The following is a 2,922-nucleotide window of genomic DNA, read 5'->3' as shown; positions in this document are numbered from 1 at the left end:
AAAAGACAAAAAAAACGGTCTTGTTTTAAGAAACAAGATTGGTACAATAAGCAAAATAAGGGCGTATGGGGGATGCCTAGGCTCTCAGAGGCGAAGAAGGACGTGATAAGCTGCGAAAAGCTACGGGGACGAGCACACATCGATTGATCCGTAGATATCCGAATGGGGCAACCCACTATGTTGAAGACATAGTACACCGATAGGTGGGCAAACCCGCTGAACTGAAACATCTAAGTAGGCGGAGGAGAAGAAAACAAAAGTGATTCCGTAAGTAGTGGCGAGCGAACGCGGATTAGCCCAAACCAATGATGTTACGGCATTGTTGGGGTTGTAGGACCACGACATTTTATGTACAAGGAACCGGAATCGACTGGAAAGTCGAGCCATAGAGAGTGATAGCCTCGTATGGGTAACAAGTATAATAGATAGTGGTATCCTGAGTAGGGCGGGGCACGTGAAACCCTGTCTGAATTTGGCGGGACCATCCGCTAAGGCTAAATACTCCTGAGAGACCGATAGTGAACCAGTACCGTGAGGGAAAGGTGAAAAGAACCGTGAATAACGGAGTGAAATAGATCCTGAAACCATACGCTTACAAGCGGTCGGAGCCCTTTTGTGGGGTGACGGCGTGCCTTTTGCATAATGAGCCTACGAGTTAACGTTGCTGGCAAGGTTAAGTGATTAAGTCACGGATCCGTAGCGAAAGCGAGTCTGAATAGGGCGCTTTAGTCAGTAGTGTTAGACGCGAAACCGTGTGATCTACCCATGGGCAGGATGAAGCGCTGGTAACACAGTGTGGAGGTCCGAACCGGTTGACGTTGAAAAGTCTTCGGATGACCTGTGGGTAGGGGTGAAAGGCCAATCAAACTCGGAAATAGCTCGTACTCCCCGAAATGCATTTAGGTGCAGCGTTATTTTAGTTATATAGAGGTAGAGCTACTGATTGGATGCGGGGGCTTCACCGCCTACCAATTCCTGACAAACTCCGAATGCTATATAATGATTGATAACAGTGAGGGCTTGGGTGCTAAGGTCCAAGTCCGAGAGGGAAAGAACCCAGACCATCAGCTAAGGTCCCCAAATATATGCTAAGTTGAAAGAACGAGGTTTGTCTGCCCAGACAGCTAGGATGTTGGCTTGGAAGCAGCCATTCATTTAAAGAGTGCGTAACAGCTCACTAGTCGAGCGGACGAGCATGGATAATAATCGGGCATAAGCATATTACCGAAGCTATGGATTTACAAGCAATTGTAAGTGGTAGGGGAGCATTCTAACAGGGTTGAAGGTGTATCGTAAGGTATGCTGGACTGGTTAGAAAAGAAAATGTAGGCATAAGTAACGATAATGCGGGCGAGAAACCCGCACACCGAAAAACTAAGGTTTCCACAGCTATGCTAATCAGCTGTGGGTTAGTCTGGTCCTAAGGCGAACCCGAAAGGGACAGTCGATGGCCAACGGGTTAATATTCCCGTACTACTAATTACTGTGATGGGGTGACGGAGTGATGAAAGCGCCGCGAACTGACGGAATAGTTCGTTGAAGTACCTAGCTATATTCTCTATAGGCAAATCCGTAGAGAATGGTGAAATACGATAGTACTCGGAGTCTTCGGACAAAGAGATAGTGCGCCTAAGGGCTTCCAAGAAAAACCTCTAAACTTCAGGTAATTAGTACCAGTACCGTAAACCGACACAGGTAGTTGAGGAGAGAATCCTAAGGTGCTCGAGAGATTCATGGCTAAGGAATTAGGCAAAATAGACCTGTAACTTCGGGAGAAAGGTCGCCAGCGCAAGCTGGCCGCAGTGAAGAGGTCCAGGCGACTGTTTATCAAAAACACAGGGCTCTGCAAAATCGTAAGATGAAGTATAGGGCCTGACACCTGCCCGGTGCTGGAAGGTTAAGAGGAGATGTTATCTTCGGAGAAGCATTGAATTGAAGCCCCAGTAAACGGCGGCCGTAACTATAACGGTCCTAAGGTAGCGAAATTCCTTGTCGGGTAAGTTCCGACCTGCACGAATGGTGTAACGATCTGGACACTGTCTCAGCCATGAGCTCGGTGAAATTGTAGTAACGGTGAAGATGCCGTTTACCCGCAGTGGGACGAAAAGACCCTGTGCACCTTTACTATAGCTTAGTATTGACCTTGGATAAATGATGTGTAGGATAGGTTGGAGACTGTGAAGTGGCGTCGCCAGGCGTTGTGGAGTCATTGTTGAAATACAACCCTTTGTTTATCTGAGGCCTAACTCTTCGATGAAGAGGACAGTGCTTGGTGGGTAGTTTGACTGGGGTGGTCGCCTCCAAAAGAGTAACGGAGGCTTCTAAAGGTTCCCTCAGTACGCTTGGTAACCGTGCGTAGAGTGCAATGGCATAAGGGAGCTTGACTGAGAGACATACAGGTCGATCAGGTACGAAAGTAGAGCATAGTGATCCGGTGGTTCCGCATGGAAGGGCCATCGCTCAAAGGATAAAAGGTACGCCGGGGATAACAGGCTGATCTCCCCCAAGAGCTCATATCGACGGGGGGGTTTGGCACCTCGATGTCGGCTCGTCACATCCTGGGGCTGGAGAAGGTCCCAAGGGTTGGGCTGTTCGCCCATTAAAGTGGCACGCGAGCTGGGTTCAGAACGTCGTGAGACAGTTCGGTCTCTATCTACTGTGGGCGTTAGAAATTTGAGTGGATCTGATTCTAGTACGAGAGGACCGAATTGGACAAACCTCTAGTGTATCTGTTGTCCCGCCAGGGGCACCGCAGAGTAGCTACGTTTGGAAGGGATAAGCGCTGAAAGCATATAAGCGCGAAACCCACCACAAGATGAGATTTCTTTTAAGGATCGTGGAAGATGACCACGTTGATAGGCTATAGATGTAAAGGCAGTAATGTCATAGTCGAGTAGTACTAATAATCCGTAAGCTTATGTA

Annotated in this window: 1 rRNA gene; it reads left to right on the top strand. The window is 48.3% G+C overall.

The features are described 5' to 3' along the window. Positions 1-44 precede the first annotated feature (44 nt). Positions 45-2,922 (top strand): 23S ribosomal RNA (locus C245_RS0122435).

Origin of the sequence: Flavobacterium sp. WG21 (assembly GCF_000335775.1) — a bacterium.
GTDB lineage: Bacteria > Bacteroidota > Bacteroidia > Flavobacteriales > Flavobacteriaceae > Flavobacterium > Flavobacterium tructae.
This window is presented reverse-complemented; position numbering and strand designations above follow the sequence as displayed.